Annotated in this window: 30 protein-coding genes; 24 read left to right on the top strand and 6 right to left on the bottom strand. The window is 46.7% G+C overall.

Annotated elements, in window-relative coordinates; all coding sequences use genetic code 11:
• Nucleotides 1–4 precede the first annotated feature (4 nt).
• On the bottom strand, nt 5–487 hold the full coding sequence (locus QMZ64_RS06785) for a peptidyl-prolyl cis-trans isomerase (protein WP_165426909.1): 483 nt from the start codon (nt 485–487) through the stop codon (nt 5–7).
• A 102-nt stretch (nt 488–589) separates the two neighbouring features.
• On the opposite strand from QMZ64_RS06785, the gene glsA reads away from it, so the two are divergent.
• The 4 genes from glsA to pyc all read left to right on the top strand — a co-directional run bounded on the left by glsA (nt 590) and on the right by pyc (nt 7,013).
• A complete protein-coding gene (gene glsA / locus QMZ64_RS06780; protein ID WP_409365391.1) occupies nt 590–1,534 on the top strand; it encodes a glutaminase A in 945 nt (314 codons plus the stop codon).
• Nucleotides 1,535–1,666: 132 nt separating this feature from the next.
• Nucleotides 1,667–1,948 (top strand): Fpa/YlaN family protein, encoded by a 282-nt coding sequence (locus QMZ64_RS06775; RefSeq protein ID WP_003181465.1) that lies wholly within the window; start codon nt 1,667–1,669, stop codon nt 1,946–1,948.
• A gap of 331 nt (nt 1,949–2,279) precedes the next feature.
• Entirely contained in the window at nt 2,280–3,491 is a 1,212-nt protein-coding gene (ftsW, locus tag QMZ64_RS06770) for a putative lipid II flippase FtsW (protein ID WP_165426910.1), read from the top strand.
• Between the two features lie 78 nt (nt 3,492–3,569).
• A complete protein-coding gene (gene pyc / locus QMZ64_RS06765) occupies nt 3,570–7,013 on the top strand; it encodes a pyruvate carboxylase (protein WP_265627127.1) in 3,444 nt (1,147 codons plus the stop codon).
• Nucleotides 7,014–7,095: 82 nt separating this feature from the next.
• On the opposite strand, the gene QMZ64_RS06760 is transcribed toward pyc, so the two are convergent.
• Nucleotides 7,096–8,004 carry a COX15/CtaA family protein gene (locus QMZ64_RS06760; RefSeq protein ID WP_265627126.1) on the bottom strand — a complete coding sequence of 303 codons (909 nt, stop codon included), beginning with the start codon at nt 8,002–8,004 and terminating at the stop codon, nt 7,096–7,098.
• 401 nt (nt 8,005–8,405) lie between these two features.
• Between QMZ64_RS06760 and cyoE the strand changes: the two genes are divergently transcribed.
• The 6 genes from cyoE (at nt 8,406) to ctaG (ending at nt 14,467) form a co-directional block, all read left to right on the top strand.
• Complete coding sequence (gene cyoE, locus QMZ64_RS06755) at nt 8,406–9,332, top strand: heme o synthase (RefSeq protein ID WP_075752998.1); 927 nt, start codon at nt 8,406–8,408, stop codon at nt 9,330–9,332.
• 277 nt (nt 9,333–9,609) lie between these two features.
• The gene (gene coxB / locus QMZ64_RS06750) at nt 9,610–10,677 is read left to right on the top strand and encodes a cytochrome c oxidase subunit II (protein ID WP_265627125.1); all 1,068 of its coding nucleotides are present in this window, start codon (nt 9,610–9,612) and stop codon (nt 10,675–10,677) included.
• 32 nt (nt 10,678–10,709) lie between these two features.
• Entirely contained in the window at nt 10,710–12,578 is a 1,869-nt protein-coding gene (gene ctaD, locus QMZ64_RS06745) for a cytochrome c oxidase subunit I (RefSeq protein ID WP_409365390.1), read from the top strand.
• On the top strand, nt 12,578–13,201 hold the full coding sequence (gene ctaE, locus QMZ64_RS06740) for a cytochrome c oxidase subunit III (protein WP_020451275.1): 624 nt from the start codon (nt 12,578–12,580) through the stop codon (nt 13,199–13,201). Before ctaD ends, ctaE begins: the two co-directional genes overlap by 1 nt.
• A 2-nt stretch (nt 13,202–13,203) precedes the next feature.
• Nucleotides 13,204–13,533, top strand: a complete 330-nt coding sequence (ctaF, locus tag QMZ64_RS06735; protein WP_003181487.1) for a cytochrome c oxidase subunit IVB — start codon at nt 13,204–13,206, stop codon at nt 13,531–13,533.
• A 34-nt stretch (nt 13,534–13,567) separates the two neighbouring features.
• Nucleotides 13,568–14,467 carry a cytochrome c oxidase assembly factor CtaG gene (gene ctaG, locus QMZ64_RS06730; protein WP_265627820.1) on the top strand — a complete coding sequence of 300 codons (900 nt, stop codon included), beginning with the start codon at nt 13,568–13,570 and terminating at the stop codon, nt 14,465–14,467.
• Nucleotides 14,468–14,523: 56 nt separating this feature from the next.
• Here the strand turns inward: ctaG and QMZ64_RS06725 are convergent, their stop codons facing one another.
• Entirely contained in the window at nt 14,524–14,883 is a 360-nt protein-coding gene (locus tag QMZ64_RS06725) for a YugN family protein (protein ID WP_265627124.1), read from the bottom strand.
• A 168-nt stretch (nt 14,884–15,051) separates the two neighbouring features.
• Between QMZ64_RS06725 and QMZ64_RS06720 the strand changes: the two genes are divergently transcribed.
• The 10 genes from QMZ64_RS06720 to coaD all read left to right on the top strand — a co-directional run bounded on the left by QMZ64_RS06720 (nt 15,052) and on the right by coaD (nt 19,926).
• The gene (locus tag QMZ64_RS06720; protein ID WP_265627123.1) at nt 15,052–15,498 is read left to right on the top strand and encodes a CBS domain-containing protein; all 447 of its coding nucleotides are present in this window, start codon (nt 15,052–15,054) and stop codon (nt 15,496–15,498) included.
• A 138-nt stretch (nt 15,499–15,636) separates the two neighbouring features.
• Nucleotides 15,637–16,680 (top strand): CAP domain-containing protein, encoded by a 1,044-nt coding sequence (locus QMZ64_RS06715; protein ID WP_301441206.1) that lies wholly within the window; start codon nt 15,637–15,639, stop codon nt 16,678–16,680.
• 177 nt (nt 16,681–16,857) lie between these two features.
• The gene (ylbD, locus tag QMZ64_RS06710) at nt 16,858–17,256 is read left to right on the top strand and encodes a YlbD family protein (protein WP_243940157.1); all 399 of its coding nucleotides are present in this window, start codon (nt 16,858–16,860) and stop codon (nt 17,254–17,256) included.
• Between the two features lie 14 nt (nt 17,257–17,270).
• Nucleotides 17,271–17,510 carry a YlbE-like family protein gene (locus QMZ64_RS06705; RefSeq protein WP_020451282.1) on the top strand — a complete coding sequence of 80 codons (240 nt, stop codon included), beginning with the start codon at nt 17,271–17,273 and terminating at the stop codon, nt 17,508–17,510.
• Between the two features lie 77 nt (nt 17,511–17,587).
• Nucleotides 17,588–17,716 (top strand): hypothetical protein, encoded by a 129-nt coding sequence (locus tag QMZ64_RS06700; RefSeq protein WP_265627121.1) that lies wholly within the window; start codon nt 17,588–17,590, stop codon nt 17,714–17,716.
• Between the two features lie 72 nt (nt 17,717–17,788).
• Nucleotides 17,789–18,238, top strand: a complete 450-nt coding sequence (ricF, locus tag QMZ64_RS06695) for a regulatory iron-sulfur-containing complex subunit RicF (protein ID WP_243940159.1) — start codon at nt 17,789–17,791, stop codon at nt 18,236–18,238.
• A 70-nt stretch (nt 18,239–18,308) separates the two neighbouring features.
• Nucleotides 18,309–18,581: a YlbG family protein gene (locus tag QMZ64_RS06690; protein ID WP_009328559.1), complete on the top strand. Its 273-nt coding sequence runs from the start codon at nt 18,309–18,311 to the stop codon at nt 18,579–18,581.
• Nucleotides 18,582–18,689: 108 nt separating this feature from the next.
• On the top strand, nt 18,690–18,824 hold the full coding sequence (locus QMZ64_RS06685) for a hypothetical protein (RefSeq protein WP_265627120.1): 135 nt from the start codon (nt 18,690–18,692) through the stop codon (nt 18,822–18,824).
• A gap of 48 nt (nt 18,825–18,872) precedes the next feature.
• Complete coding sequence (rsmD, locus tag QMZ64_RS06680; protein WP_265627119.1) at nt 18,873–19,439, top strand: 16S rRNA (guanine(966)-N(2))-methyltransferase RsmD; 567 nt, start codon at nt 18,873–18,875, stop codon at nt 19,437–19,439.
• Nucleotides 19,432–19,926: a pantetheine-phosphate adenylyltransferase gene (gene coaD, locus QMZ64_RS06675; RefSeq protein ID WP_165426920.1), complete on the top strand. Its 495-nt coding sequence runs from the start codon at nt 19,432–19,434 to the stop codon at nt 19,924–19,926. The genes rsmD and coaD overlap by 8 nt, the downstream gene beginning before the upstream one ends.
• An 8-nt stretch (nt 19,927–19,934) precedes the next feature.
• Here the strand turns inward: coaD and ylbJ are convergent, their stop codons facing one another.
• Nucleotides 19,935–21,155 (bottom strand): sporulation integral membrane protein YlbJ, encoded by a 1,221-nt coding sequence (gene ylbJ, locus QMZ64_RS06670; protein ID WP_243940164.1) that lies wholly within the window; start codon nt 21,153–21,155, stop codon nt 19,935–19,937.
• 322 nt (nt 21,156–21,477) lie between these two features.
• Between ylbJ and QMZ64_RS06665 the strand changes: the two genes are divergently transcribed.
• The gene (locus tag QMZ64_RS06665) at nt 21,478–22,500 is read left to right on the top strand and encodes a SepM family pheromone-processing serine protease (protein ID WP_243940166.1); all 1,023 of its coding nucleotides are present in this window, start codon (nt 21,478–21,480) and stop codon (nt 22,498–22,500) included.
• Between the two features lie 19 nt (nt 22,501–22,519).
• Here QMZ64_RS06665 and QMZ64_RS06660 read toward each other — a convergent pair whose 3' ends face one another.
• Entirely contained in the window at nt 22,520–23,770 is a 1,251-nt protein-coding gene (locus QMZ64_RS06660; protein WP_265627118.1) for a nucleotidyltransferase, read from the bottom strand.
• Between the two features lie 217 nt (nt 23,771–23,987).
• On the opposite strand from QMZ64_RS06660, the gene QMZ64_RS06655 reads away from it, so the two are divergent.
• From QMZ64_RS06655 to gerR, 3 genes are all read left to right on the top strand, one after another.
• Entirely contained in the window at nt 23,988–24,503 is a 516-nt protein-coding gene (locus QMZ64_RS06655; protein WP_075752976.1) for a YceD family protein, read from the top strand.
• A gap of 23 nt (nt 24,504–24,526) precedes the next feature.
• Nucleotides 24,527–24,700 carry a 50S ribosomal protein L32 gene (gene rpmF, locus QMZ64_RS06650; protein ID WP_003181522.1) on the top strand — a complete coding sequence of 58 codons (174 nt, stop codon included), beginning with the start codon at nt 24,527–24,529 and terminating at the stop codon, nt 24,698–24,700.
• A 146-nt stretch (nt 24,701–24,846) separates the two neighbouring features.
• The gene (gene gerR, locus QMZ64_RS06645; RefSeq protein WP_265627117.1) at nt 24,847–25,452 is read left to right on the top strand and encodes a sporulation-specific transcriptional regulator GerR; all 606 of its coding nucleotides are present in this window, start codon (nt 24,847–24,849) and stop codon (nt 25,450–25,452) included.
• 35 nt (nt 25,453–25,487) lie between these two features.
• Here the strand turns inward: gerR and QMZ64_RS06640 are convergent, their stop codons facing one another.
• The gene (locus QMZ64_RS06640; RefSeq protein WP_020451291.1) at nt 25,488–25,967 is read right to left on the bottom strand and encodes an N-acetyltransferase; all 480 of its coding nucleotides are present in this window, start codon (nt 25,965–25,967) and stop codon (nt 25,488–25,490) included.
• Nucleotides 25,968–26,115 lie beyond the last annotated feature (148 nt).

The following is a 26,115-nucleotide window of genomic DNA, read 5'->3' as shown; positions in this document are numbered from 1 at the left end:
TGCATTAAACAATGTGAATTTCTTTTACTCGTTTCACAGGAGTCATCCTGTTTGATCCGTCGGGAAAATAAACGTGTACAGGCCCGTCTTCGCCAAGCGGCTTGCCTTTGTTGCTGAAGCAGAGAATCATGCCGCCCGCTTCTTCGATCGGAACGGAAACGTCTTCACCTTCCGTTTTGAAGAGGCATTTGACGGCGGAGCCTGACACCTCCGCATTTTTCAAAAAAGGTTCAAGCTTGATCCCGAAAGTGCCGTCAAGCAGCTTTTCCTTCTCATACTTTTTCTCTGATTTCAGAGTCGGCGGTGATACAGCACCTTCCCTGATTTGCCGTTCCCGGTCAATCACAAGGTCGTCATCTTCATCTTTTACCTCTCCGAAATGTGAAAAGAACTGATCGAGATCAAATTTTCGGTCATCAAAAATCCAAACGCTCGGATCGAGCGTAATCGGATACTTTACATTTCCTGTGATCGTTACAATGCTCATGTTTCTACCACTCCCTCACAAAAATTATAAGCGCTTTCTTTCAAAATGTCACTTCTCATAACAAAAGCCCTCTTCGGGAAAGATAACAGCAATGACGCTCGGATGGAGGGAAAAAACTTGAATTGCCGGGATAATGAGGAGCTCGAATATTTTGTCACAGAAGCGAAAAAAGTGACGGACAAAGGAAAGGTTGCATCTTACATACCGGCTTTGGCTGAATTATCGGAGGACGATTTATCGGCGGCAGTCTACTTTACGGACGGGACGTGTATATCAGCAGGAGACGTGGAAAAAGCCTTCACTCTGCAAAGCATCTCAAAAGTATTGTCGCTTGCTCTTGTTCTGATCGATCACGGCCCGGAAACAGTGTTTCATTATGTAGGGCAAGAGCCGACTGGTGATCCGTTTAACTCCATCATCAAACTTGAAACCGTCAACCCGGGGAAGCCGCTGAATCCGATGATAAATGCCGGAGCATTGGTGGTGACAAGCATGATTAAAGGAGAGACAAACGCCGATAAGATCGGCAGGCTGCTTGATTTTATTAAAAAACTGGCAAATAACCGGAACATTGCCGTTTGTGAGAAGGTCGCCGAATCTGAATTTAAAACTTCGATGGTCAACAGGGCGATGTGCTATTACATGAAAGAGCACGGCATTTTTCAGGCTGAGGTTGAGGATGTCATGGATGTGTATACAAAACAGTGCGCCATTGAAATGAACAGCTTAGACCTGGCGAAAATCGGCTCTGTTTTTGCTTTGAACGGCAAGCATCCCGAAACGGGAGAGCAAATCATACCGAAGGATATCGCGAGAATTTGCAAGACATTTATGGTGACATGCGGGATGTATAATGCCAGCGGCGAATTCGCAATCAAAATCGGCATACCCGCCAAAAGCGGGGTTTCTGGGGGAATCATGGGGCTATCCCCATACCGTTTCGGCATCGGCATCTTCGGGCCCTCGCTCGATGAAAAGGGAAACAGCATCGCCGGAATCCGACTTTTAGAGCTGTTATCGGCGAACTACAGTTTAAGCATTTTTTAAAACGTTAGCGGAAGCTTAAAATGCGAGTCTTTGAAATACGGCGAAAGGACAGAAATAGCTTGCTTTTTTTCGGCTGAGGCTTTATCATAAATAGAAGAATTAGGTACTCGCCTGGGGAACGGAGGGATACTTTTGGCGTCTGAGATTGTAGTCGACCATCGTGAAAAAGCACTTGCCTTGTTAAAACGTGATGCTGATAAAATCTTAAAGCTGATTCAAGTGCAAATGGACAACTTAACGATGCCTCAATGTCCTCTTTATGAAGAGGTTTTAGATACACAAATGTTCGGACTCTCTAGGGAAATTGATTTTGCTGTCCGCCTTGGATTAGTGGATGAAGAAGAGGGTAAAGAACTGCTTTACAGGCTGGAACGTGAATTGTCTGCATTACATGATGCATTTACAAAAAAATAAATGAACACCTCAGAAGAATCTTTCTGTCTGAGTCAGCTTGTCGACGAGTTTCGATAGAAACAAACTGCCGGCAGGCTTTTTTTGTTTGGAATGAGAAAGAAAACGTCCGCTGATGAAGGAATGGACGCTGTTCGTGCCGAATAAACGAAGACGCATGGTATGCCGATAAAAAAATAGAACGGCAGTCTTGTCACAGACGGACTTTTCTTTCTGAGGGGATTCGAAGTCTTATGATAAGGGTATCTTTCGTGCTTTTTAAGAAAGTGTAGTAAAATAACGAAGGAGCTACCACAAACACATTTTGAAGGCAAGTAAGGAAGAGGATAATAATATGATAAAAAGAATGCTCAAATCCTATGATTATTCATTAATCTTCGCTGTATTCCTGCTGTGCGGGTTCGGGCTCGTAATGGTGTACAGCTCAAGTATGATCACAGCCGTGACAAGGTACGGACGAGACAGCAGCTACTTTTTTGACAGGCAGCTGATGTTTTTGGCGCTCGGAACCGTCATATTTTTAGGCGCGGCGCTTTTTCCGTATAAGGCTTTTGCCAATCAAAAGTTCCAAAAGTTTTTGCTGCTCATTTCCGTCGTCGCTTTGTTCGCACTGTTCGTTGTCGGACACGTGGCCGGGAATGCCCAAAGCTGGTTCAGGGTTTCGAATTACGGCATCCAGCCGGGGGAGTTTGTCAAGCTGACCGTCATCTTGTATCTTTCTTCCGTCTATGCCAAAAAGCAAAGCTATATTGACAACTTGGGAGCCGGAATCGCCCCTCCTGCGATCATCACGCTTTTCATTTGCGCCCTGGTCGCTGCTCAGCCGGATGTAGGAACGGCCTTTATCATCGCTTTAATCGCTTTGTGCATTATTTTGTGCTCGGGATTCAGCGGCAAAACGCTGTTGAAGCTCGTGCTTTTGGCCGGGGCTGTCCTTGTGCTCGTCAGCCCGCTCATTTATTTCAACTGGGACAGCATTTTAACAGAAGGACGGATGAAGCGGTTTGAAAGCTACCAAAACCCGTTTAAAGATGCGGGAGATTCGGGCTTTCAAGTCGTCAACTCCTACTTGGCGATCGGTTCGGGAGGGCTGTTCGGCCTGGGTCTCGGCGAGAGCGTGCAGAAGTATGGATATCTGCCTGAAACGCACACCGATTTCATTATGGCGGTCATCGCCGAGGAGCTCGGCATTTTCGGTGTCCTTTTTGTCGTGCTGCTGCTCGCTTTCATTGTTTTAAAAGGGTTTTATATTGCTAGAAAATGCGACGACCCGTTTGGAAGCCTGCTTGCGATCGGCATATCAAGCATGATCGCCATCCAGTCCTTCGTGAACCTGGGCGGCATATCCGGTTTGATTCCTTTGACAGGGGTGACGCTTCCGTTTATCAGCTATGGAGGGTCATCGCTCATTCTGCTGATGGCAAGTGCGGGGATATTGGTGAACATCAGCATGTTTAATGAATACTTTGACCGGTTCAAACGAAAACAGCCTGTCGATACTACAAAAACCAAAGAAAATCAATATAAAAAAAGTATAAATTTTTAAAAAACTAAGCGTGTACAATGTCCATCCGATTCATTTAGAATAGATACATACTTAAAACAGCGGATGAGGGGGAACGACATGTCACAACAGTCTATTCAAAAAGTTCTTGTTGCAAACAGAGGGGAAATCGCTATCCGCGTATTTCGCGCCTGCACAGAACTGAATATCCGTACGGTAGCGATCTATTCTAAAGAAGACAGCGGATCATACCACAGATACAAAGCCGATGAAGCATACCTGGTCGGCGAAGGGAAAAAGCCGATTGATGCTTATCTTGATATTGAAGGGATCATCGAGATTGCGAAACGCAACCATGTGGATGCCATCCATCCGGGCTACGGCTTCCTGTCGGAAAACATTCAGTTTGCCAAACGGTGTGAAGAGGAAGGCATCATCTTTATCGGGCCGACCTCCAAGCACCTCGATATGTTTGGAGACAAAGTAAAAGCCCGTGAACAAGCTGAAAAAGCAGGAATTCCCGTCATACCGGGGAGCGATGGCCCAGTGGCTGATATCGCGGAGGTCAAACAATTTGCGGAGGAGTTCGGATATCCGTTTATCATCAAAGCGTCGCTTGGCGGCGGCGGCCGCGGCATGCGGATCGTCAGAGACGAATCGGAGCTGGAGGAATCCTATAACAGGGCGAAATCAGAAGCGAAAGCCGCTTTTGGCAATGATGAAGTGTATGTCGAAAAGCTGATTGAAAAGCCGAAGCACATTGAAGTTCAAGTCATCGGAGACAAAGAAGGTAACGTGGTTCACCTTTACGACCGCGACTGCTCTGTGCAAAGGCGTCATCAAAAGGTTATCGAAGTGGCGCCGAGCGTTTCGCTTTCTGAGTCCCTCCGGGAAAACATTTGCGATGCTGCCGTTAAGCTTGCGAAGAATGTTGATTATGTCAATGCCGGTACGGTCGAATTTTTAGTTGCGAACGATGAGTTTTTCTTTATTGAAGTCAACCCGCGTGTTCAGGTGGAGCACACCATTACGGAAATGGTGACGGGTGTCGATATCGTTCAGACGCAAATCCTGATTGCTGCCGGACTCAGTCTGGGGAGCAGCGAAATTAGCATTCCGAACCAGGATGCCATCACGCTGCACGGATATGCGATCCAGTCAAGGGTTACGACTGAAGATCCGTCAAACAATTTCATGCCTGACACAGGCAAAATCATGGCATATCGCTCAGGCGGCGGTTTCGGGGTGAGGCTTGATACAGGAAACAGTTTTCAGGGCGCTGTCATTACGCCTTATTACGACTCGCTGCTTGTTAAGCTTTCAACCTGGGCGCTGACGTTTGAACAGGCGGCGGCCAAAATGGTCCGCAACCTTCAGGAATTCAGGATCAGGGGAATCAAAACGAATATTCCTTTCCTTGAAAACGTGGCGAAACACGAAAAGTTTCTCACAGGGCAGTACGATACGTCTTTTATCGATACAACGCCGGAACTCTTTGTCTTTCCGAAGCAGAAAGACCGCGGAACAAAAATGCTGACGTATATCGGGAACGTAACGGTCAACGGCTTCCCGGGCATCGATAAAAAGAAGAAGCCTGAGTTTGATAAGCCGCAAATCGTCAAAACCGATGTCGATCAGCCGATCGCGAGCGGAACAAAACAGATTCTTGATGAACGCGGAGCTGAAGGGCTCGTCAAATGGGTGAAAGATCAAGAGGAAGTGCTCCTCACTGATACGACGTTCCGCGATGCCCATCAGTCACTGCTTGCGACAAGATTCAGAACGCATGATATGGAAAAAATCGCTAATCCGACAGCTGCACTCTGGCCCGAGCTTTTCAGCCTTGAAATGTGGGGCGGCGCCACTTTTGATGTCGCTTACCGTTTCTTGAAAGAAGACCCTTGGAAAAGGCTTGAGAAGCTGCGGAAGGAAATTCCGAATACGATGTTTCAAATGCTGTTGAGATCTTCGAATGCCGTCGGGTATACAAACTACCCTGACAACCTGATTAAAAAGTTTGTCAGCGAATCGGCTGCGGCCGGAATCGATGTATTCCGCATTTTTGACAGCTTGAACTGGGTTAAAGGGATGACGCTCGCCATTGATGCAGTGCGCGAGTCAGGCAAGCTTGCCGAAGCGGCGATCTGCTATACGGGGGACATTCTCGATCCGAACAGAAGCAAGTATAACCTTGAATATTATACGTCAATGGCAAAAGAGCTTGAATCAGCGGGGGCGCATATTCTCGGCATTAAAGATATGGCAGGCCTGCTGAGACCTCAAGCAGCATACGAACTGGTGTCAGCTTTGAAAGAGACGATCGACATTCCGATCCACTTGCATACACACGACACGAGCGGCAACGGTATTTTTATGTACGCGAAGGCGATAGAAGCAGGCGTCGACATCGTCGACGTAGCGGTCAGCTCTATGGCGGGTCTGACATCACAGCCAAGCGCAAGCTCGCTTTATCATGCGCTTGAAGGCGATAAACGCCGTCCGCAGCTTAATGTCGATGCGGTAGAGTCGCTGTCTCAATATTGGGAGTCTGTCAGAAAATACTACAGCGAGTTTGAGAGCGGCATGAACGCGCCTCATACCGAAATTTACAAGCATGAAATGCCTGGCGGCCAATACAGCAACCTTCAGCAGCAGGCTAAGGGAGTCGGCCTCGGTGACCGCTGGAATGAAGTGAAAGAAATGTACAGCCGGGTCAACCACCTGTTCGGGGACATCGTAAAGGTTACGCCGTCATCTAAAGTCGTCGGGGATATGGCGCTTTACATGGTGCAAAATAACCTGACGGAAGATGATATTTACGAAAGAGGGGAATCACTCGATTTTCCTGACTCAGTAGTCGAGCTTTTTAAAGGGTATATCGGCCAGCCTCACGGCGGATTCCCTGAGAAATTGCAAAAGCTGATTTTGAAAGGGCAGGAGCCGATTACAGTGCGCCCTGGAGAACTGCTCGAACCCGTTTCGTTTGACGATATAAAAGCGGAGTTTAAGGAAACGCATGATCTGGAGCTTTCCGACCAGGATGCTGTCGCATATGCGCTTTATCCGAAAGTGTTTACCGAGTATGTGAAGACAGCGGAACTGTACGGGGACATCTCAGTGCTTGATACACCGACCTTCTTCTACGGCATGACGCTCGGCGAAGAAATCGAGGTCGAGATCGAAAGAGGGAAAACGCTGATCGTCAAACTTGTCTCTATCGGCGAACCGCGTCCTGATGCGACGAGAGTCGTCTACTTTGAACTGAACGGCCAGCCTCGCGAAGTGGTCATTAAAGACGAAAGCATTAAATCGTCCGTTCATCAAAAGGTGAAAGCCGACCGTTCAAACCCGAATCACATCGCGGCGTCCATGCCGGGAACGGTGATTAAGCTTCTTGTAAGCAAAGGGGACCAAGTGAAGAAGGGCGATCATTTAATGATCAATGAAGCGATGAAAATGGAAACGACCGTCCAGGCTCCGTTTTCAGGAACTGTTGAAAACATTCACGTGACAAACGGAGAAGCCATTCAAACCGGCGACCTCCTCATTGAGCTGAAAAAATAAAAACGCGGCCGCTGACTTTTGTCGGCGGCCTTTTTTTATGAAAAAAATCCCCCGCCTGTTGCGGGGGATCAACCATTTATTGTTATTTTTGCACCTGCCTGCGATAGCGCACAACAAGCAGCAGGAAGTAGCAAAGGATTCCGAACACGCAGGAAATAAAGAATGCGTGGGCGAGTGCAAATCCCAAATCCAGCCTGCTGTAGACAACCGCAATTCCTGAAGCAGCCTGAAGGATGATCAGGAACAGGGATATCATCCAGCCCCAATAAATGCGTTTTTGACTTTTATACTGTCTGGCCGCATGTACCGCTGCCGCGATGATCCAGGCGAACAGAAGAAGCGCCGCAGCCCTGTGTCCCATCTGCACCCATTCGTGAAACTTCCCTGGGAGCCAGCCGTTTTGCGTGCTGCACATCGGAAAGTCAAGGCACGCAAGGCTTGACTTCGTATGCCGGACATATGCGCCTGTATAAACGACGATATATGTGTATATAATGATTCCTATCATATGAAACTGCATGGTTTTTCCTATATAAAACGATTCGGCTTTCTGCTTGCTGTCAGCTTCAAACACGAGGAGCGTCAACAGCAGAACAGATGCAAAGGAAATAAGCGAGATTCCGAAGTGCAAAGCCATGATTAGGGCCGACGACCCGAAGACGACCGCCGCAGCACCCAGGAGCGCCTGAAGAATGAGAAAGACGACCGACATTACCGCGAGAAATTTCGTTTCTCTGATATGGCCGATTTTTTTCCATGTCCAAATGGCGAGAGCCAGCACAAGGATGCCGGATGTGCCGCTGACAAACCTGTGGCTCCATTCGATAATCGATTCAAGGGTCAGAGCCGGGAATATGCTTCCGTTGCAAAGCGGCCAAGATCTGCCGCAGCCCATTCCTGAACCTGTCTTTGTGACGAGGGCGCCGCCGATCAGCACGAAAAGCATGGCGATAGTTGTGATAATTCCCAAGCCTTTTAATGCTTTATTCATAAATTCAATTCTCCTTTTTAATGCAAACTGACTAATAAAAAGATATTTACCACCTTCAAGTGTAAGCGAATTGATGTTCTGCTGCAATTCATAATGATTATTGTTCACAAAAATGCAATAGAAGGCGTTCACATTTTTATTGGTTTTGAAGACTTGATAATTCTGGCTTCGTTTGATAGAACTATATTAGAATGACAGTGGTTTTCCGCTCTTGTTCACAACTTTTCCTTCATCTGTAAAGAAAGTCATAAAAAGTTCACAAATATAAACCGGTTTGTCGATTAATATTTAATAGGCTGTTTTTTTCCAACCGGTAATCTTGTATGATAGAGTTGTAGGTTTTTTATGAATATACCGCTTCTCTTGACGTGATGAAGGTTTGAGTAAGGGGGGTTAGTATTATGGCTGAAACAAGAATTACAGCTGATACAGCAATGAATGGACAAATAGAAGAGACGACAGCATGGAAAGATTTCCTCGCCCTTATCAAAGTCGGGATTGTTTACTCGAACCTGATAACAACTTTTACGGGCATGTGGCTCGCTTTTTACTTTTCAAATCTGAGCTTTCTAGGAAACCTTGATATCGTGCTGTTCACTTTAGCGGGGTCCTCGCTTATTATTGCAGGATCATGCGTCATCAACAACTATTATGACCGTGATATTGACCAGCTCATGCAGCGGACGAGAACAAGGCCGACGGTGACTGGAAAAATCCAGCCTTCACAGGCATTGTGGTTCGGCATTCTGCTGACTGCGCTCGGTTTTATCATGCTGCTGATGACCAATCTGACAACTGCCGCAGTAGGGTTTGTCGGCGTCTTTACGTACGTGTTTCTATACACGATGTGGTCAAAGCGCCGCTATACCGTTAATACGATCATCGGAAGTGTGTCAGGGGCTGTTCCTCCTTTGATCGGATGGACCGCTGTCCAAGGCTCCATCGGAGTTGAGGCGTGGGTGCTGTTTTTAATTATGTTTATTTGGCAGATTCCCCACTTTCTGGCGCTTGCGATTAAGAAAACGGAGGAGTACAGAGCCGCAAATATACCGATGCTGCCTGTTGTACACGGTTTTGAAGTGACGAAAAGGCAAATCATCATTTGGATTGCCTGCTTAATGCCGCTGCCGTTTTTCCTGGGCGGACTCGGACTGCCGATCGTTATTTTGGGGACGGTGCTCAATATCGGCTGGCTCGTTTGCGGTCTGGTCGGTTACAGAAGCAAAAATATCATGAAGTGGGCAACGCTCATGTTTGTATATTCATTAAATTACTTGACCATTTTCTTTGTTGCCATGGTCGTATTTACACTTTTTAAAATTGGATAGAACTCTATAATTCATCACATTGAAGGCTGTCACTTAACACTTCAAACAGACAACAATCATGTAAAAGCCGCCTTATCGATTTTTTCGATTATGTTTAACAAGGCGGCTTTACGTTCATACATAGATGGTATTTTGAGTAAAAAACATCATTATTTAAGAAAAGAGGAAATGTAAGTGCTTTAATTGAAGTGGGGAGTCAGATGAATGAATAGGTGTCCTATAAACGTTTGAACAGTGAAAGTTTCAAAAGGATTGATTGAAAAGGGGTTGGGAAGAAATGTTAAAGAAATGGCGTCTGATGTCGCTGTTCACTATTTTGGCGCTCGTTTTAGCAGGGTGCGGAGAACCGTTCATATCAACGCTGCAGCCGGCGGGCGAGGTGGCTGATCAGCAGTATTTCCTAATGATTCTCAGCACGCTGATCATGGTGGTTGTTGTAGTGGTGGTAAGTTTCATTTTCGTATTTGTCATCGTCAAGTACAGAAGATCTAAGCTCGGTGATGACCACATCCCTAAACAGGTTGAAGGAAACCGCAATTTAGAAATTTTATGGACTGTTATTCCGATTATTCTCCTTCTTATCCTGGTTGTTCCTGTTGTCGCACAGACCTTTGATCTTGCTGATACAAAACCGATGGATAAGAAAAACAGGGATCCGGAGAAGGCGCTGATCGTCAACGTCCGAGCGAACCTTTACTGGTGGGAGTTCGAATATCCTGACTACGGCGTGGTGACGAGCCAGGAGCTGGTCGTGCCGACCGATGAACGCGTTTACTTTAAGCTGAAAGCTTCCGATGTCAAACATTCATTCTGGGTTCCTTCAGTCGGGGGTAAGATTGATACGAACACAGACAATGAAAACAAATTCTTCTTAACGTTCGATTCAAAACGCGCGGAAAAAGCCGGAGATTATTTCTACGGGAAATGCGCCGAGCTCTGCGGACCTTCCCACGCTTTAATGGACTTTAAAGTTAAAGCGGTTTCGAAGGATGAGTTCAAGGAATGGATGAGCGATATGGAAAACTATAAAGCGGGGGCGAAAACAGATCTCGCTGTTGAAGGAGAAAAAGTGTTCAAAGAGAAAAACTGCCTGAGCTGTCATGCGACCGATTCAAAGGACCAAAGGGCGGAAGCGGCCAGAACGGCTCCGAACCTCGCGACTTTTGGAGACAGGTCGACGATCGCCGGCGTGAAGGAATTCAGCGATGAAAACTTGAGAGCGTGGCTCAAGGATCCTGAAAGCATAAAACCGGGCAACAAAATGACCGGCACATACCCTGATTTGAGCGACAAGGAACTTGATGCACTGACTGAATATTTAAAGGGGTTAAAAACGGAAGACTAACGCTTCAAAGGGAGAATGAGGGAGGTTACATTGTGAGTACGCTTAAGAAAAAGCAAGGTTTTGGGGCTGTATTATGGGACTATTTAACGACTGTCGATCATAAAAAGATTGCCATCCTTTATTTGCTGGGCGGCGGGTTCTTCTTTGTGCTCGGCGGAATCGAAGCGATGCTGATCAGGCTTCAGCTGATGATACCGAACAATGACATCATGAGCGGCGGAGTCTACAATGAGATCATGACGATGCACGGTACAACGATGATTTTCCTGGCAGCGATGCCGCTTTTGTTCGCACTGATGAACGCCGTCGTTCCGCTGCAGATAGGCGCGCGGGATGTTGCGTTTCCATTCTTGAACTCGCTCGGCTTCTGGCTGTTTCTTTTCGGCGGCATCTTTCTGAATTTAAGCTGGTTTTTGGGAGGGGCACCCGATGCCGGCTGGACGTCTTACGCGTCGCTTTCCCTTCATTCCGAAGGGCACGGGATCGATTTCTATGTTCTCGGTTTGCAAATTGCCGGGATCGGTACGCTGATTGCCGGGATTAACTTTCTCGCGACGATTATCAACATGAGGGCGCCGGGCATGACATACATGAGGCTGCCGCTATTCACATGGACGACATTCGTCGCTTCGGCTTTGATTTTGTTCGCGTTCCCGCCGCTGACCGTAGGCATCGCGCTCTTGATGCTGGACCGGTTGTTCGGAACGAGCTTTTTCAATCCGGAACTAGGCGGTAATACGATCATTTGGGAGCATCTGTTCTGGATCTTCGGGCACCCTGAAGTTTATATTCTCGTACTCCCGGCGTTCGGAATTTTTTCGGAAATCATTCCGGTTTTTGCGAGAAAAAGGCTGTTCGGCTATTCTTCAATGGTATTTGCGACTGTATTGATCGGCTTTTTAGGCTTCATGGTTTGGGCCCACCATATGTTTACAACGGGACTCGGGCCTGTGGCGAACGCCATTTTTGCAGTGGCGACGATGGCCATTGCCGTCCCGACCGGAATTAAAATCTTCAACTGGCTGCTCACGGCTTGGGGCGGGAGCATTAAGTTTACAACGCCGATGCTTTACGCGATATCCTTTATCCCGTCGTTTGTCATGGGCGGGGTGACAGGCGTCATGCTTGCTGCTGCACCGGCTGACTATCAGTTCCACGACACGTACTTTGTCGTGGCCCACTTCCATTACGTCATCATCGGCGGTGTGGTGTTTGCCATCCTCGCAGGCGCTCATTACTGGTGGCCGAAAATGTTCGGAAAAATGCTGAGCGAAGCGTTGGGCAAAATAACATTTGTGCTCTTTTTCATCGGGTTCCATCTGACTTTCTTCATCCAGCATTGGCTCGGATTGTGGGGAATGCCGAGACGCGTGTTTACTTACTTGCCGAATCAGGGATTTGACATGGCGAACCTGATCAGTTCAATCGGAGCTGTGTTTATGGCGGCTGCGGTCATCATCCTCGTGATCAATATTATCGTGACGACTGCCAAAGGGGAAAAAGTCGGCAGCGATCCTTGGCATGACGGAAGAACGCTTGAGTGGGCCGTGTCTTCGCCGCCTCCTGAATACAACTTTAAACAGCTGCCTTTGGTCAGAGGCCTTGATGCTTTATGGATCGAAAAAAGAGCCGGCAAGCAGTCAATGACCGCCGCGGAGCCGCTTCAGGACGTCCATATGCCAAACGGATCGATTCTCCCGTTCATCATGTCACTCGGGCTGTTTATATCCGCCTTCGGCTTCATGTACCGGACGGAATTTGCCTGGGGGCTGCCTGTCATTCTGATCGGATTAGGGATCACATTATTTATGATGCTTCTCCGGTCTGTAATTGATGACCACGGGTATCATATTCATAAAGAAGATCTGATGGATGATGACGACAAAGGGGTGAAGGCATAATGCATACAGAAGAGAAATTGACGGCTGAAACCTTCCCGGCTTCTCCTGAAAAAGCTACGTTAGAAGGAAAAAATAAGTTTATCGGCTTTTGGCTATTTCTCGGGGGAGAGACGGTTCTTTTCGCGTCTCTCTTCGCAACATACCTTGCGCTGAAGAATTCGAATGCAGGAGGGCCGAAAACGACCGAGATGTTTGACATGGGGCTGGTCTTTCTGGCGACAATGCTCCTTTTAACGAGCAGTTTAACGAGCGTGTATGCCATGTATCATATGAAGAACTTTGCTTTTAAAAAGATGCAGGTTTGGCTCGGAATCACCGTTCTGCTCGGTGCAGGCTTCCTGGCGCTTGAAATATATGAATTCACCCATTATATTCACGAATATGGGTTCACCATTCAAAGTTCGGCTCTCGGCTCCGCTTTTTATACGCTAGTCGGCACGCACGGAGCGCACGTTACGTTCGGGCTGCTCTGGATTCTTTCTTTGATGATCAGAAATGCGCGCCGCGGATTAAGCCTTTACAACGCGCCGAAGTTTTTTGTCGCAAGCCTCTATTGGCATTTTATCGACGTTGTCTGGGTGTTTATCTTTACCGTTGTATACTTGATGGGGATGGTGGGATAAAAATGGTGAATAACGAAAACAGAGGGAATCCCAAAACAGATCTTGCCTACCGCAAAAAGAAAAATGCGGAGGACATGAGATATCAGGTTATTTCATTCGGTTTGATGATCGGCCTGACCATTGTCGCTTTTTTAACGGTCGCCTCAGATGCCGGCGTATGGTTTACGGTGCCGTTTATTCTGCTGCTGGCCGTCATTCAGGTTGCATTTCAGCTGTACTACTTCATGCATATGAGTCAGCGGGGGCATGAAGCGCCGACGTTGTTCCTTTATTCGGGCGTTTTGGTCGCTTTTGTTACCGTTTTGGCTTTTGTGACGCTTATCTGGTGGTAATCGAACCGACATACAGAAAGGAGGATGCCTCATGTTGGGCAGCCTTGAAATATTCGGTTTTCGCGCCCTGTGGAGCCCCTATTTCCTAGGGGCTGTCGTTTTCATAACCGTCCTTTACTTTTTTCTGATGAAACGATTTGGATCAGAAGAAGAGCGGGCATCCAGGAAAGAAATCGGTTTATTCCTGACAGCGATGCTTCTTTTATACGTGTCTAAAGGCAGCCCGATTGATTTGCTGGGACATATTATGTTCAGCGCGCATATGGCGCAAATGGCGGTTTTGTATTTGATCGTGCCGCCTTTGATCATCCTTGGCATACCGCCTTGGTTTTGGAAAAAGGTCATTTTTCTGCCGGTCGTCAAGCCGCTGTTCCGGTTTTTTTCAAAACCATTGATCGCGATTATCGTGTTTAACGGTTTATTTTCGATGTATCACATTCCTTTAGTGTTTGATTTTATCAAGACGGATGCCGTTTATCATGCCGTCATTACGGTGCTGATCTTTATTGCGGCGTTTTTCATGTGGTGGCCGCTCGTTCACAAGGTCGAGGAGCTTCCGCAAATGAACGGACTTTTGAAACTCGGTTACATTATGGCTGACGGGATTTTGCTGACACCGGCGTGCGCGCTGATCATGTTCAGCGATACGACTCTGTATTCGACATATTCAGATCCGTCCGCATGGGCGGAGGCAATGAAACTGTGCGTTCCTCTCGATACGCTGAGCGGAATGACGCTTACAGGTCCGGAAATGTTCAGCAGCATGCCTGTTCTGGAAGATCAGCAGCTTGGCGCGATCGTCATGAAAATCATACAGGAAATCGTGTACGGGACATTTTTGGCGATTATCTTTTTCGGATGGGCGAGGAAGGAAAGAGCCAAAGACGAAAAGGAACTGGAAGAAGAACGATATTCACCGTCTACGGTTCATTAAGATGAAAAAAGGGTACAGCCTCACCAGAGGAGCTGTACCCTTTTTATGTACGTCTGCTACACTTCAAGCGCTGAAACTTTATCTTTGATCGAATTCAGCACCGTTTTGCTTGTTTTGAGGAGCTGCGGCGGGAAATGTTCGTTTTCACCGTATTCCACTCCATGCGGATAATAATATTTGCCCAAAAGCGGTGTCATCAGTTTGATGACCGCGCGCCGGGCCCCTACATCGCCTTCGACAGCATAACCGAACACGCGGAGGTAGTACCTGCCTTCCACCATATCGAACTTGCGGTCATATGTGACGCGTTCATAATCCCATTGGCCAGCTCTTACAAACCCTTCGTTTTCCATGATGTCGTCTAACCGGTTAAGGTCAGCAGTCAAGCCTTCAATACCGGATTCTTCAAATTTCATCCCGTAAAACCCCCTTTTAAAAATTACCTTTACTGACAATCATAGTATGAAAGCGTTAAACTTTCAATCCTGGCTTTAGCCGATATATAAATATTTTTGTGAACAGTATGAATCGCGGGCGGCTTGACGACAATATGAACAAACGAAAGACAAGAGGAGGTCTTCTGATTGACACGTGTGAAAGATATCATGACAAAGGAAATATTATATTGTACAGTTCTTGATAATGTGTACGAGGCTGCAGTGAAAATGAAAGACGGAAATGTCGGAGCGATTCCGGTTGTGCTTGATGACGGCTTGGAACTGGTTGGGATCGTCACTGACCGGGATTTGGTGTTGCGGGGGATCGCCGTTAAAAAACCGAATTCGCAAAAAATTACAAATGTCATGACGACGGATCTCATTACCGTAAGTGAAGACGATTCAATTGAAAAAGCGGTTGATCTCATGGGAGATTATCAGATCAGAAGGGTCCCGGTTACACGGGGAAAAACGCTTGCGGGCATCATTACGCTCGGCGATATTTCAACCCACAAAAAATCAAACCGGCAGGCTGGCGATGCGCTGACATTTATATCGGAAAACGAAGAGAGGCCTGGAGATTTTCTTCATTAAAACATATTTTGTCGCACATCTTAATAGGCTGTATTATCATTGAAAATTCATGTCAGTTCTGTTTAAATGACACTAAAGGCAAATTGATGCGGTGCGCCGTTTTATGGATAGATTGATCCGTCAGTCGGAGGTGAAAGTTTGAAAAATATATTAAGAGCGGTTGTGATCCTTCTCATTGTTGCGGCTTCATACACGCTGTTTATTCAATACGGTTCAACACCTGAGAAAATTGTGAAGGAAGACAAGCCGCAAGTCTCAAACGAGGATGCGAAAAAAGAGAAATCCTTGAACATTCCCGATTCCGGCTTGCTTTCTTTTATCGGAGAGTCGGCTGATACCATCAAAAAGAAACTGGGGAAACCGGACAGGGTCGATCCTTCAGCATATGATTATGAATGGTGGGTCTATAACCAAGGGGCAAAACAGTACGTTCAAATCGGCTTGCTTGGCGGCAAGGCCGTGACATTGTTTGCGACAGGCGACGGGCTGAACACCGCTCCGTTTAAAATTGGACGGCCGTCAAGGGAAGTTTTCAAAACCGCCCAGATCGCCCCGTATGTCAATGTTCAATATAAAGGCAGTTCATACCGTTTTGAGTTTTCCGAGGAAGACATGAATACAAGGCCGACGGTGAAAGTCGGAGACATTTATGTTCAGCTGTATATGGATAAATTCGAGGGGACGCTGTCAAGCATCAGGGCATTTGATGCGCCGACTTTCATCAAGCAAAGGCCGTACGAAGTTGTCTACAGAGGCACCCTGATCGAACCTCATGCATTGACAGAATCGGATTGGAAAAAAATCGAGAAAGCAAATGAGAAGCAGATCTTTGATTTGACGAATGTCATCCGCGCAAGACACGGCCTTTCCCAGCTCTCTTGGGATGAAGGCGTATCAAAAGTGGCATACGGTCACAGCAGCGACATGAAAGAGCACCATTATTTCTCCCATGTGTCAGAAACGGAAGGCACGCTCAAAGACAGGCTGGAAAAAGGGAAAATCAACTTTGAGCAGGCGGGGGAAAATATCGCGCTCAACTATGTCGACGGGCCTGCGGCGGTTGAAGGCTGGTTAAACAGCGAAGGACACAGAAAAGCGCTGTTAAATGCCGATTATACTCATCTCGGAGTCGGGGTGGACGAGAAATATTATACGCAGAACTTTATTAAAGAATGGCACTAGAGCCCGGGATCATACCCGGGTTTTTAGTTTGTAGAGAAAACCATGAAACTTTTAATGTTTGGTCGGCTGCTCACTCTTCCGCACTGACTCCTATAAAAAGAGGAATTTTAGGCGAACACATTTTGCCGGGGCGGATTACACTATAGCAGGTATATGTTTTCGGAGGGGGTGTAGACGTTGGCAAATCAAAACGCGCAATCATCCATTGATGAATTTAAGCAATTTATTAAACGGCATCCTAAGTTGATTTCCGAAGTCCGGAAACAAGAAAAAAGCTGGCAGGAAGTATATGAAAACTGGGTTTTGCTCGGGGAAGACGATTCGATTTGGGATCCATACAGGGAACAAGAAGCTTCGGCAGAGAAGGAGCCTTCTGCTGGCGGCAAAAACGATTTCATTTCAAAAATGGTGACGGCCGTCCGCAAGATGGATGCCAATCAAATGAATGAGCAGATCAATAAAATGAGCCAGTCTATTTCTTCGCTGCAAAGCTTGCTCAGCCAGTTTTCGGGCGGAAGCCAAAAACAGCAGAATCAAAGCGGCGGCGAGCATCCGTTTTCTTTCCGAAAAGATTAGGGAAGGAGTCAGACATGCGTAAAGAAGTGCAGGAGTATGTGTTCGCTGATGAAGAGCGCCGCCGGTTCATCCGTGAGCAGCCGGTCTGGTACCGCAAGCTTTCGCGGAATCCGAATGACCTGTCAGCCTTTCATCTCGATATGATGAACTTTTATGAAAAAACGATTCCTCACAGGGTCAACCAGCTATCGGGCGGCATTCAGATGGCCCAGATGATGCTTCAAATGTTTCATGCGATGCGCACTCAGGATTAATTTAAAGCCTGAGTCTTTTTTTATGATGATAAATCGCGTCATTCTGGCAAAGCTAGGTGTAAAGGAGTTGATCTGTGATGAAAAAGTGCTGGCTTGTGATCACGCTGTGCCTCTTGCTGGCCGGCTGCGCCACCCATAAACCGAAGCCCAAGGGCGTTTCGGATTGGCGCGATGCAGCTTGTGCAAGCGAAGTTTTTGGAAAATAATAGTTCGGAGGCGGCACAGACATTTTTGAAAACGGCTGTTTTGTGATACACTATAGCTGGAGGTGCATGTCTATGTTTGCCACAATGGAATCGTTGCGGCTTCAAAATGAAGCATATGATTTGGCCAACATGATTCTTCAATCAGAGGCGGCTGAACATTACAGAAAATGCTACGAGCGTCTCCGCGAAGATGAAGAGGCCGGACGTATTATCGCTTCGTTTACGAAAATAAAAGAACAGTACGAGGATGTGCAGCGCTTTGGCAAGTATCATCCTGATTATAAAGAGATATCCAAGAAAATGAGGGAAATCAAACGGGAGCTTGACCTTCACGATGCAGTAGCCGAATTTAAAAAGGCGGAAACCGAGCTGCAATCCATCCTTGATGAAGTCAGCGTGGAAATCGGTCAGGCTGTATCAAAACATATCAAAGTACCGACTGGAAACCCTTATTTTGATAATCTTTCATCTTGCGGCGGCGGCTGCGGGTCAGGCGGAAGCTGCGGCTGTAAAGTTTCCTGATGAGGCTCGGTCGCCCCGAGTCTCGTTTTTTTTAGAACTTCATGCACAGAGCGACAGGCAGGTGAACAATTTGGAAATCAGGCGTCAAGGCTTAATCGTTTGGCTGCACTCCTTGAAGCAGGCGAAAATGCTCAGGAAATTCGGAAATGTTCATTACGTTTCAAAGCGGCTGAAATATGTAGTGGTTTATTGCAATATGGAAGATGCCGAAAGAATCATCGCTAAAATACGTTCGTACTCTTTTGTCAAACAGGTGGATCTTTCATACAAACCGTTCTTGAAAATGGAGTTTGAATCCAAGCAGGATAAAGCGAAAGAATACGACTATAAAGCCGGGCTCTAACTTGGTTTATTTTAAAAAAATCCCCGCAGAAATACCTCTGCGGGGTCCTTCTATTCCTTAAAAATTAAGGAGAAGGCAAAGGGAGAGGAGAAACCGGAGGAAGAACTTATGGGGAAACGTAAGTCTTCTCCGCGGTTGGCAACAACATCAATCGATGCTGTTGCTATTATTATCACCACTGTGCCTTTTTGCTATACATATGAATTTGTACTTTGGGTGTTTGTGCCAGAAAACACTTTATGATAAGATAGGAATGATTTTTTTCGAGTTTTAAGAAAAAGTGGTGGAAGTATGAGAGTGATTTCTGGGACGTATAAGGGACGTGCCATAAAAGCGGTTCCCGGCACGTCGACAAGGCCGACGACTGATAAAGTAAAGGAATCCATCTTTAATATGGTCGGCCCGTATTTTGAGGGCGGCACGGGTCTTGATCTGTACGCGGGAAGCGGCGGATTGGGCATTGAAGCGCTGTCGCGGGGGTTTGACCGCTTCATTTTTGTCGACCGTGATTTTAAAGCGATTCAAACCGTAAAAGGGAATTTGAAAACACTGGGCTTGGAAAAACGCGCCGAGGTGTACAGGAATGACGCTGAACGGGCTCTCCATGCGCTGGTGAAAAGGGGCGCAAGCTTTGACGCTGTCTTTTTGGACCCGCCATATCGAGAACAAAAGCTGGAAGCGCTTTTATCGAAGATTGATGAAGCGGATATGCTGACTGACAGAGGGTTTATTTTAGCTGAGCATGGGAAGGAAGTTATGCTTCCGGCCGAGGCGGGCGGACTTCAGCTTGCCCGTCAGGAAATATACGGCTTAACAGGCGTGACCATATACAGAAAGAGAGGGAATGGGGATGGCTAGTATTGCCGTTTGTCCCGGAAGTTTTGATCCGGTGACTTTTGGACATTTGGATATCATCAGGCGCGGGGCGAAAGTGTTTGACAAAGTGTATGTATGCGTCTTGAACAATTCTTCGAAAAAGCCGCTGTTTACGGTGGAAGAACGCTGCGGGCTGCTTCGAGAAGTGACGAAGGATATCCCGAATGTGCAAGTGGAATCTTTCCGGGGGCTATTGATTGATTATGCAAAGAGCAAGCAGGCGAACGTCATCCTGCGGGGGCTTAGAGCGGTATCTGACTTTGAATACGAGATGCAGGGAACCTCGATGAACAAAGTGCTCGATGAAAATATTGAAACGTTTTTTATGATGACGAATAACCAATACTCATTCCTCAGTTCAAGCATTGTCAAAGAAGTGGCAAAATATAAAGGTTCAGTCGCAGAACTCGTGCCGGAAGCGGTCGAGGCTGCACTTGAAAAAAAGTTTGCAAAAAATGAGCGGCCGTAACCGGCTGCTCATTTTTTAGCAGGGGCGTAAGATTTGGCATAAAGAATGCTGTAGATGAGAAGGGTGCCGATCGTAAGGAGCGGACCGATCTCTGCCAACGCGTTCCACATCTGCAGAAAGAAAGATTCCGTTTTCCCGGCCGTCAGAAAGGAGAAGGCCGGCTCCGTCGGGGAATAAAACGATGTATAAAGAGGCTTCCAAAGAATAAGAACAAAGATCGCTGCATAAATTCCCTGGAGGATGCGGGCGATAAAAAACGGCTTAAAGCGAATATCGGTTTCAGCAAGAATGCCTGCAACCTGCGCCTGAACGCAGAAGCCGCTGAAACCCAAAATAAAGCTGACGATCACCGCTTGCTGGAGAAGCGCCGCATCCGTGGCGCTGACCAGTTTGCTGCCGAGTGTAATCTCAAACAATCCCGATAATAACGGTTTATCAAAATCACCTGGCAATTGAAGAGCAGTCAAAACCATTCGTGTGGCGTGCGAAAGAATGTCGGTGATGTGCATCACAGAAAGAATGTTATTAAAAACCGAAAAAAGAATGATGAAGCCGCCCACCATTAACAGCGTTTGGACGGAAGAGATGACAGCATCGCTCAAAAGTTTGCCGAGCGGCCGCTTTTCTTCAAGTCTTGCCTGATGGAGCGCTTTTAAGGCATCTTTAATGGAAGGCAAAGGAAGCTTCTTTCGCACAGCGGTGCGTTTTTCTTCTTTTCGTCCGTAAGTACGCATCGTCAATCCGACTGCGAAATTGCCCAAATAATGGGCTGCTGCAAGTACGACGCCGAGAGAAGGATTATGGAAAAAGCCGACCGCAACGGCTCCGAAAATAAACAGCGGGTTAGATGAGTTGGTGAACGAAGCGAGCCGCTCTGCTTCGACCCGGGAAATCTGCCGCTCCTGTCTCAGCCTTGAAGTCAGTTTTGCGCCGGCCGGGTTTCCTGACGCCATTCCCATCGCGAGCACGAACCCTCCGACGCCGGGGACGCGGAACACCGGTCTCATAAAAGGTTCGAGCAGCAGCCCGACAAACTTGACGACACCAAACCCGATCAAGAGCTCTGATAAAATAAAAAAAGGCAAAAGGGAAGGGAAAACGACCTCCCACCACATGGCAAGTCCACTTTTAGATGCGTTAAATGATTCTTGCGGATGGGTGATGACAGCGGCTGTAAACGAAAGCAGCAAAACGGCAATCATGAGTGTCTTTACCTTTGACATGTCCATTTCTAACCCCCTTTGCGGCTGTGAATACACATTGGAAACAGGATCATGATAAAATAAACGAAAAGCTTGCCCGATTTGTGCGGAAGCCTTCTCCGTGAAACTTCTTTATCATTATACGAAGGCTGGTCCTCATTTTAGACCACCAGATTGCAGATCGGTGATACAAATGAACCGGAAGCTGCTTTAAACTCCCAGAAGCCCTTCCCCTTGATAAGCATCAATAGAAGGTATTTCATACATCTGTGAATTCATGCAGGCTGAAAATTTGGAACCGGACCGAAGATGTGAGCCGGTGAAAATAAAGATGGAGGGTTACATATTCATGCTGAAAAAAAGAATTATACGCATCGCATTACTGATCGTTATCATCACGGCCGCGCTGTCATTTGTGAAGCTGCCTTATTACATCACAGAACCCGGCGAAGCGACTGAGCTGAAACCTTTAATTAAAGTCGATAACGGCTATCCTGAAAAAGGGAGCTTTTCTTTAATGACAGTTAAAGTCGGCCCTGCAAATCCGCTTACATACATGTGGGCAAAAATGCGCCCTTACCACGAAATTCTTCCGGAAGAAAATTTCAAACAAGAAGGCGAATCTGATCAGGAATATATGAAGCGCCAGCTGCAAATGATGAGAGATTCCCAGGAAAATGCGATGATCGCCGCTTATAAGCGGGCCGGAAAAGAAGTCAGCTACACGTTTAACGGCGTATATGCCATGACGGTCGTCAGCGGCATGCCTGCAGAAGGAAAAATACAAGTCGGAGACAAAATTAAAAAAGCGGACGGAAAAACGTTCCGCTCAGCGGAGAGCTTCGTCCGCTACATCGAATCAAAAAAAGCCGGAGACCGCGTGAAAATTGTAGTTGAACGGGATAAAGAAGAAAAAACATATGAGATGAAGCTGAAAACATTTAAAGAAGATCCGAAGAGAGCCGGGCTTGGCGTATCCCTCATCACAGACCGCAATGTCAAGGTGAAGCCGGAGGTCGATATGGACATTGAAAACATCGGCGGTCCTTCGGCAGGGCTGATGATGTCAATGGAGATCTATAACCAGCTGACAAAAGAAGACGAGACGAAAGGACACCATATTGCTGGAACCGGAACGATTGATGACGAAGGCAAAGTCGGTCCGATCGGCGGCATCAGTCAGAAAGTCGTTGCCGCAGACAAGGCGGGAGCCGACATCTTTTTTGCTCCGAACGAAGGCGGAAAAAAAGGATCAAACTACGAAGAAGCGGTCAAAACGGCAAAAGATATTAAAACCGATATGAAAATCGTCCCTGTCGACACGATGGATGATGCGATTCATTATTTAGAAGATAAAGTAAAAACCGCCTGATGGACAACATCAGGCGGTTTTATTTGCGCAAAAATATCCGGCTGTCTTCGTCATACCTGATCGGCGAAAGGGAATATTCCTGCTCCGTCAGCATCGTCCGCTCCGGCTCTTTGAGCGGGGCGCTGTATACTTGGCCCGCTTTTATGTCGAGCTGAAGGGAAGGGTGGGAAAAAGATCCCGTCTTTGTAATAAGGGGTACGCTCAAGCTTTTTTTCTTTTCGGCTAAATAGGCCTGCCCTTTTTTTGTCATGCCGAGAAGTCTGATGTATGCCGGATGCGGTTCGTTTAACATGCGCTTGACGTCGGCTTTCTTCGTTTTTGTGAGGATGTGGGTGTTCATGCGTTGCAGCCTTGTCCACGTATAGCGCTTCGTTTTCAAAAGCTCCATGTATTCCTTAAATGAGCCTGCTTTTCGGATCGCTTTTTTGGCGCGGTGCTCAAGTCCTTCTTCCACTTCATAAATCCCTTTCAGCTCTTCTGTATCCATTGTATGGAGGCTGTATTTCAAAAAGGGGAAATAATCTTCCGGCGAGTGCCACATGCCGAAAATCCGGGCGTATTCATTAAGCTCGTCGATCGATGGCTTCGGAAGGTAGAAGCGGCTGTTCGCGAGGCTTCCCGTTTCAAAGATCGATTTGCGTATGCTTGTGGCGCTTGCGATTCGGTCCGTTTCCGGGAAGGCCGAATCGTGATAGCCCGAGGATCGGCGCTTGACGGTTTCAGGCTTCATGCTCAATTGCTTTTGCACGATGGCTTTCACATAATGGAATCCGAGTATGTTGTTCGGCTTTGAAAGGTCAACAATGTTTCTGCCGTCTCCGGTTACAGCCCGGAACGCATTTGCCATCGCTTGCGGGTAGCTCAGCCCAAAAGCTATTTGTTTTTTTGCTTCTTCGTTGAGCTCGTCTTCATGCTCTATCGTATGTGCGGCTGTATTGAGAAACGCCTCAATATCGCCGTGCTCGCTTCCGAAAAACAAAGAAGCACACCCTAATTCATTTAAAATCGAGACGGCGCCTTCAGCAAACGTTTCCGCTTTTTGGACAGCGAATATGTAAGGAAGTTCAACGACGACATCGGCAAATGATGCGAGCGCCATCTTCGTTCGCGCCCACTTTGAGACGATGGCCGGTTCGCCGCGCTGCAAAAAGGAGCCGCTCATAACGGCAACCGCCACCTCGCTCCGGGTTTCCGATTTTGCTTCCTTTATATGATATAAATGTCCGTTATGAAAAGGGTTGTATTCCACAACAAGGCCGACCGCTTTCATTTTTTCACCTCTCTTGCATCTCTTGAAATAGTTATGATACATTTACACATGGAATGTCCAGACGCCTAGCGAAAACAGCATTTTTTCTAAGTGTATGAATTGTTGTTCACAATGTCAACGAATGAAAAGCGCAGGCGCATATCTGTAAAGAAAAAATATTGACAAAAAACATGATGAAAGCTATAATCATGTTTGTTGCTCACTTAGAGGTGATACAATGAAATGGACGATACATCAGTTGAATCAAATGCCGAAGAAAGACTTTGAATTTGATGAAACCGTTGATTTAAGCGAACTCTCTCAAAGCTCGGAAATACGCAGCATTTCACCGGTGCGGGTGAAAGGGCGCGCGGAAATCCGCTCAAAGCAGGCTGCATTTGATTTTACCATTTCAGGCGAGATGATCTTGCCTTGCTCAAGAACGCTTGTTGATGTTCGGTATCCATTCAGTATTTCTACAAAAGAACTGTTTATATTTCATAAGACCGAGGAATTGGAAGATGAAGACGTCCATGTTGTTGAGGATGACCTTATCGACTTGACTCCGGTCGTGAAAGAAGAAATCCTTCTTGAGATCCCTATGCAAATCTTTTGTGAGTCTGTTCAAAAAGAAGAAGGTGCTCCGCAGGAGGGCAAGGATTGGCAGGTCATTACAGAAGATGACCGGAAAGACCGGATCGATCCGAGACTTGCCGGACTCGAGAAGCTCTTAAAACAAGATGATGAATCTTAACGCTCTTTAAGGAGGTGGGAATAATGGCTGTACCTTTTAGAAGAACTTCTAAAACGAAAAAAAGACTTCGTCGTACACACTTTAAATTGCAAGTGCCTGGTATGGTAGAATGCCCAAACTGCGGTGAGATGAAACTTTCACACCGCGTCTGCAAAGCATGTGGATCATACAAAGGAAAAGACGTAAAAAGCAACTAATCGTCAACAATGAAAACACAAGACTTCAGGTCTTGTGTTTTTTTATTCCCTTCATCCTTTTATTTCCTGTAAAGAAAATAGTCTATCTACTCTATCAGCCGCATATGTATGAGGTAAATTCATAAAGTCATGGAGGGGGATAACATTTGACGATTACAAGACAGGATGCATGGACACAGGATGAAGATATATTGCTGGCTGAGGTTGTTTTAAGGCACATTCGGGAAGGCGGCACACAGCTTTCGGCCTTTGAAGAAGTGGGCAAGGCTTTAAGCAGAACGGCCGCTGCCTGCGGATTCCGCTGGAATTCCTTTGTCAGAAAGCAATACCAATCAGGCATTGAACTGGCAAAAAAGCAGCGCAAAGAGCTGCGCAAAAAAATCGGCATCCATTCCGCAAACCTTCCTGGATCTGTCAAAACGGTTTCCGGGAGCAATACGGAAAATCTGACGCTCGATGATGTCATTCAATACCTTGAAAAGCTGAAAGAAGCCCCGGTTCAAAAAGACTTTATAGATGAGAAGAAAAAGCTCGCTGAAGAAATCAATGAGCTGAAACAAGAAGTTGAAAAGCTGCGAAGCGAAAATCAATCGCTGAAAAAACGGCTTGAATTGACGGAAGAGGACTATAAAGCCTTGATTGAAATCATGGAGAGAGCCAGGAAAATGGTCGTGCTTCAGGAAGGCGAACGAAACAAAAAGGTGAAGCGCCAGCCGGAGTCGAATGAAAATCTCGAGACGCTTGAAAAATGAAAACCGGCCATTTGCTTTCGGCCGGCTTTTTTCATTTATGCTGATTCAGAACTTTGATTTGGTTCGCTCGCAGGATGCCAAACGAGCGGATTTTCCCCTTTATCCCGGGCCATATCGTATTTAACCGGTGTAAAGCCCATCTTGCTCCAAAAATCGGATGATTTGACGCGCGGGCTTGTGCGAATCGGGAGTCCGAATGATTTGGCGAACTCCACCAGCATCGTACCGTAGCCGTTGCGCTGATACCCCGGCAAAACTTCAAGCTTCCAGAGCTCGAGGTAATCTTGGCCTTCTTCAAAGTATTGGTTGGTTTTTCCATCCGCTTTATACAGGCTCATTCTTGCAACGAGCCGATCCCCGTAATAGATGCCGTAAAAAGGTGAATTGCTGTCGTTTTCAATCATGTTGCTTTCAAGGTCCTCCAGCATGGAAAGCTCTTGAATGCCGTACTCCCTGAACTTTTTAAATTCTTCAAGCGTTTTGTAGTTGATCAGCAAACGTTCGACTTTGACCATTATGTTACCCCCTTGTTTGTGGTCTACTTATATTGTAAACGCTTTTTTCAAAAAATCCAAATGATAAAAATTTTCTAATATAATGAAGCGAAATGGTTCTGAATATTTGAAACAACTTACAAGTCAACGGCGAAAATTTCTGCTATGA

It is taken from the genome of Bacillus sp. LB7 (assembly GCF_030449715.1).
Taxonomy (GTDB): domain Bacteria; phylum Bacillota; class Bacilli; order Bacillales; family Bacillaceae; genus Bacillus; species Bacillus paralicheniformis.
The sequence above is the reverse complement of the archived record's forward strand: the minus strand, read 5'-3'. Positions and strand labels throughout refer to the sequence as shown.